Origin of the sequence: Paenibacillus agaridevorans (genome assembly GCF_003112455.1) — a bacterium.
Lineage (GTDB): Bacteria > Bacillota > Bacilli > Paenibacillales > Paenibacillaceae > Pristimantibacillus > Pristimantibacillus agaridevorans.
The window spans coordinates 3,611-8,707 of sequence record NZ_BDQX01000269.1; the positions used below are offsets into that span (position 1 = coordinate 3,611).

Consider the following 5,097-nt stretch of genomic DNA (forward strand, 5'->3'; position numbering starts at 1 on the left):
CGGAGAGATCGACGAAATCCAGGATTTGAATAACCCGCGCGGAATCCGGCTTAAGCGCGTCGATCTCTTCTTCGCTGAACAGAACGAACTTGCCCCGTTCGTATTCGAAGCCTTTGGAGAGCTCTTCGGGCTCGACATCCTGGTTGCAATGCGCGCATCGGCGCGTTTGCGAGATGGGGGTGCCGCAGGCTTTGTGAATCGTACGGAAACGAATGTCCTTGTCTTCGGTAGCGGTGAACATTTTGACGGGAACGTGGACAAGTCCAAAGCTGATCGCGCCTTTCCAGACCGTATGCATGAATGAATCCTCCTTGATTGCGTTGTCGTTACGGATAGCATAACCACAAGGAGGGAAGGCGATGCTTGTGGCGGCGAGAATGTCTTGACGTTGTCTCGTTGACAGGACATGAACCATTTGCTACGTTTAAATCATATTATTCATATGAAAATACTAGATATTAGGGAGCGAGGTGTTTATCTTGAATATCGAAAATATTGAAGCCTTCGTGTACGTCATTCATTTCGGCGGATTCAACAAGGCCGCAGAAGCGCTGTTCTTATCGCAGCCGTCCGTAACCGCGCGCATAAAGTCGCTGGAGCAGGAGCTGAATTGCAAACTGTTCGAGAGAATCGGCAAGCAGGTGCAAATATCGGAGGACGGCAAGCGGTTCCTGCCGTATGCGCAACAGCTGCTTCTCGTTTACAAGATGGGCAAGCTTCAAATTCAGCACAAAAAGACGATGCCGAACGAATATCGGATCGGATGCACGGTGTCCGCAGCCAATTATGTGATACCCGACTTGCTTCCGTATCTCGGCGACAAATTCCCTTCCGCCAGCTATAAACTGGTAACGGGAACGACGGATGATTTGATCGCGAAAGTGCTGAACAAGGAAGTGGATATCGCATTCGTACGCAAATCGCATCATCCCAGTCTGCATTCCGTCAAATTTTACGTAGATCCCATTCTTCTCTATGTCTACCGCGACCATCCTTTCTTGACTCAAGAACGAATCACCGTGGAAGAGGTGGCTCAGCAGCCGCTTGTGTTCTTCGAGTGCGGTTCGCTGGATTGGCTGCGCATCCATCGCGTATTCGAGTCGCTCGAGCAGCCGCCGAACATCCGCATCCAGACGGACAATTCCGAGATGGCTAGGAAACTCATCTGCCGGAAGTCCGGCATCGGCTTCATGCCAGGATTAAGCGTTCGGCAGGAGGTTGCCGGCGGCGTGCTTCATCCGCTCCAGTTGCCCGAAACAGAAGGGATCGCGCTGCAGACGAACGTTGTCTCCTTGCCCGGAGAGCATTCGGAGCTCTTCGACGCGGTAGCGCAATTCGGCAAAATCATCGGTACATTGGATTATTGAATGTTTATATAGAACTTCTCTATTAGGCAACCCATTGACGCTGAGCAAGCCGGGATGCTAAAGTTTAGTCATTCCATAATTCAAACTTATCGGGTAGGAATTATAAGAATAATATACGATGCCGAATGCGAGGGAACGAGTATGAGAAAACCGATGAAAAAATGGCTGGCTTTATCGATGACGATTGCGTTGACGGGGGTGCTCGCAGGCTGCGGCGGCAACGGGGAAGCAAATACAGAAGTCGCGGGCGGCAAAGCGCCGGCAGCGGCGCCGATCAAGATCGTGGTTGGAACGGGAACGCAATTTCCGAACGTCTGCTTCATCGACGAGAACGGCAAGCTGACGGGGTACGACGTGGAGCTGGTCCGCGAGATCGACAATCGTCTTGAAGATTACGAATTCGAATTTCAGACGCTAGAGTTCACGAACCTGTTGCTGAGCCTGGAGACGAATAAAATCGATATGGTCGCTCATGAGATGGAAAAAAATCCGGAGCGCGAAGCGAAATATTTGTTTAATAAAGAGCCGTATTCGCACTGGAAAAACAAGGTGGCGGTGGCCAAGAGCAATGAGTCCGTGCAGTCCATCGACGACTTGAAAGGCAAGAAGGTACTGACGACGGCGACAAGCGCGCAAGCCATCATTCTGGAGAAATACAACAAGGAGAATGATAACGCCATCGATATCGTGTATCAAAACGGCGGAGCCAACGATACCGTTCAGCAAGTCGTATCGGGACGGGTCGAGGCATTTTTGTCCGCGGACTTCACTCTTCCTCTGGTGGATCCGAGTGGCGATCTGAAGCTGGTGGGTCCTCCGCTCAGCCAATCAAACACATTGTTCATGTTCCGCAAGGACGATCCGGAGCAACAGAAGTTGGCCGACCGCGTCGACGAGGCCCTCAAGGAGATTAAAGCCGACGGCACATTGAAGAAGCTGAGCGAGCAATGGCTCGGAGGGGACTATACGACTTCGGAAGTGCAATAAAGCCGGCTTATTGAACCTTAAGAAAGGAGGACTGCAGCGATGGGAGCTCCATTCGAATTCGGCTACGTGCTTGACTATCTGGTCAAACTGCTGCCGGCGATCAACATCACATTAGTGATCGTGGCGTCCTCCATTGTTCTCGGGCTGGCTATCGGCTTCGTCGTGGCTCTTCCCCAGTTATATAACATTCCGGTATTGAAGAGACTGTCGCAAATCTATCTGTCGTTCTTTCGCGGCACGCCTGTTCTGATTCAGCTGTTTCTGTTCTATTACGGACTGCCGGAGATGTTGAAGCTGATCGCGATCGATACCGCGAAGGTGCCCGCGCTTTACTTCGTCATTTTGACTTACGCGCTGCATAGCGGAGCCTTCATGGCTGAGATGATCCGCGCGGCCGTCGCCTCCGTGGACCGCGGTCAAGTGGAGGCGGCGTATTCCGTAGGGATGTCGGGTCCGCAGGCTTTTGTCCGAATCGTATTGCCTCAAGCGCTCGCGACGGCCCTCCCGGTATTCGCCAATCTGGTCATTGCCAATCTGAAGGATACTTCGCTTGCTTTCACGCTCGGCATTATGGAGCTGACGGGCAAGTCGCAGACGCTCGCAGTCATGTCCCGGCATTTCCTGGAGACGTATATCGCGCTTGCCATTATCTATTTCTTAATCAGCTTCGTGCTGGAGAGGCTGTTCTTGCTTCTTGAACGCAGGCTGCAAAGGAAGGGGCTGGCGGCGATATGAAGCTTGATTTCGAATTTATATGGACGGCGTTTGTGGCGCTGCTTGGAGCAGTACCCACATCACTCGCGATTACCGTCGTCTCCGTAAGCTGCGGCTTCCTGATCGGCACCGCCGTTGCGTTGTCCCGCCACTTCCGGATACCCGTGATAAGTCAGGTCGGCACCGCTTACGTGACGTTTATCCGCGGCACGCCGATGATCACGCATTTGCTGCTTATCTACTTCGGCTTGCCGATCCTGGTGGACGCAGCAGCGGAATCGCTCGGCATCGGCTTCCGGTCCGTGTCCATCCCCATGATCGGATTCGCTTATATCGCGTTCTCCATCACGGCGGGGGCCTATATGTCGGAGGTCGTTCGCTCCGGTCTGCTCGCGGTGAACCGAGGCCAGTTGGAGGCCGCTTATTCCGTTGGCATGACGACGCCGCAGGCGCTAAGAAGAATCGTGCTCCCGCAAGCGCTGGCCGCCAGCCTGCCCAATCTGTCCAATATGCTGATTGGAATGCTCCACGGGTCGACGCTCGCGTTTACCGTTTCCGTTGTGGAGATCAACGCCAAAGCGCAGATCGTGGCGACGACGAATTGGAAGTTTTTCGAAGCGTATCTGGCGGCGGCACTGCTGTTCTGGGGACTTACGTTTATCATCGAGCGTTTGACCGCACTCGCGGAGAAGCGCTTCAGGCTGAACGATCGGGGAGGAGTATCATCATGATTAAGCTATCGCAAATTCGCAAGAGCTTCGGTCGCAACGAGGTGTTGAAAGGAATCGACTTGACGGTTAAGCGCGGCGAGGTAGTCGCGATTCTGGGACCAAGCGGATCAGGGAAGACAACGCTTTTGCGCTGCATCAATTATCTGGAGAAGCCGAGCGCCGGGGGCATCACGATCGGGGACTTTCGGTTCGATTACAAGAATCACGGCAAGAAGGACGTCCATGCGCTCCGGCAAAAATCGGCGATGGTGTTCCAGCAGTACAACCTGTTCCGCCATAAAACGGCGCTTGAGAATGTCATGGAAGGTCTCGTTATCGTGCAAAAGGTGCCCAAGGAGGAAGCGCGCGAACGCGGCATCGAGCTTCTGGAGAAGGTTGGTCTTGGCGGAAGACTGAACGCTTATCCGAACGAGTTGTCGGGCGGACAGCAGCAGCGCGTCGGCATTGCCCGGGCGCTGGCATTGAATCCGGAGGTCATTCTGTTCGATGAACCGACGTCCGCGCTGGATCCCGAGTTGGTCGGCGAAGTGCTGGCGGTCATTCGACACATCGCGCAGGAGGGCATCACCATGATCATTGTCACTCATGAGATGGCCTTCGCCCAAGACGTGGCTAATCACGTCGTGTTCATGGACGGCGGCGTCATCGTGGAGGAGGGCGATCCCAAGCAGTTGTTCCGATCCCCCAAGGAAGAGAGAACGAAACAATTTCTGAAGCGGATTACGCCGGAGAGCGCATATTCGATCTAACATACATGAGAAGGAGGCAACGGCATGGCTTATTCGTTTGGCATATTGGATCAAAGCATCGTATTTCCGGGTTATACGGCAGCGGAGGCGCTGGAGAATACCGTCAAGCTGGTCCGTCTGGCGGAACGGCTCGGCTACGAACGTTTCTGGGTAGCGGAGCATCATGATTCCCCGAGCACGGCGGGCTCTTCGCCGGAAGTGCTCATCTCTTATTTGCTGGCGCAAACTGAGAGCATCCGGATCGGATCGGGTGGCGTCATGCTGCAGCATTACAGCCCCTACAAAGTGGCGGAGAACTTTAACTTGCTCGCCACGCTGGCGCCGGGACGCGTCGAACTCGGCATTGGCCGGGCGCCTGGCGGACTCCCGCGATCAACGAAGGCGCTGCAGAGGGGCGTTACGGAACATGATAGTCTCGACGCCAAGCTCACAGAGCTGCGTTCGCTGCTGGAGGGACCGACGGACGAGGAACACCCGCTTCCCGGCTTGATCGCAAGCCCGCTTCCTGCGACTCCAGCCGATGTTTATATGCTCGGCACCAGCGTATCC

At 54.4% G+C, this 5,097-nt stretch carries 7 protein-coding genes; 6 read left to right on the plus strand and 1 reads right to left on the minus strand.

Annotated features, from left to right (window positions below; all coding sequences use genetic code 11):
- Positions 1–298, minus strand: a 298-nt coding sequence (locus tag PAT3040_RS38900) for a Ku protein (protein ID WP_305778788.1), incomplete at its 3' end; no start/stop codon positions are given.
- Between the two features lie 172 nt (positions 299–470).
- On the opposite strand from PAT3040_RS38900, the gene PAT3040_RS22100 reads away from it, so the two are divergent.
- From PAT3040_RS22100 to PAT3040_RS38905, 6 genes are all read left to right on the plus strand, one after another.
- The gene (locus tag PAT3040_RS22100; protein ID WP_307719173.1) at positions 471–1,367 is read left to right on the plus strand and encodes a LysR family transcriptional regulator; all 897 of its coding nucleotides are present in this window, start codon (positions 471–473) and stop codon (positions 1,365–1,367) included.
- 141 nt (positions 1,368–1,508) lie between these two features.
- Positions 1,509–2,354, plus strand: coding sequence for a transporter substrate-binding domain-containing protein (locus PAT3040_RS22105; protein ID WP_258235101.1), 846 nt, complete (start codon positions 1,509–1,511; stop codon positions 2,352–2,354).
- A gap of 39 nt (positions 2,355–2,393) precedes the next feature.
- A complete protein-coding gene (locus PAT3040_RS22110; protein WP_108994413.1) occupies positions 2,394–3,089 on the plus strand; it encodes an amino acid ABC transporter permease in 696 nt (231 codons plus the stop codon).
- Positions 3,086–3,799, plus strand: a complete 714-nt coding sequence (locus PAT3040_RS22115) for an amino acid ABC transporter permease (protein ID WP_108994414.1) — start codon at positions 3,086–3,088, stop codon at positions 3,797–3,799. The genes PAT3040_RS22110 and PAT3040_RS22115 overlap by 4 nt, the downstream gene beginning before the upstream one ends.
- Positions 3,796–4,548, plus strand: coding sequence for an amino acid ABC transporter ATP-binding protein (locus PAT3040_RS22120; RefSeq protein WP_108994415.1), 753 nt, complete (start codon positions 3,796–3,798; stop codon positions 4,546–4,548). Before PAT3040_RS22115 ends, PAT3040_RS22120 begins: the two co-directional genes overlap by 4 nt.
- 24 nt (positions 4,549–4,572) lie before the next feature.
- A partial coding sequence (locus tag PAT3040_RS38905; protein ID WP_258235102.1) for an MsnO8 family LLM class oxidoreductase occupies positions 4,573–5,097 on the plus strand: 525 nt, incomplete at its 3' end.

Bases quoted from the DNA above. Each gene is read 5' to 3' on its own strand.
- PAT3040_RS22105 (WP_258235101.1), top strand. From the start codon at position 1,509: ATGAGAAAACCGATGAAAAAATGGCTGGCTTTATCGATGACGATTGCG.
- PAT3040_RS22110 (WP_108994413.1), top strand. From the start codon at position 2,394: ATGGGAGCTCCATTCGAATTCGGCTACGTGCTTGACTATCTGGTCAAA.
- PAT3040_RS22115 (WP_108994414.1), top strand. From the start codon at position 3,086: ATGAAGCTTGATTTCGAATTTATATGGACGGCGTTTGTGGCGCTGCTT.
- PAT3040_RS22120 (WP_108994415.1), top strand. From the start codon at position 3,796: ATGATTAAGCTATCGCAAATTCGCAAGAGCTTCGGTCGCAACGAGGTG.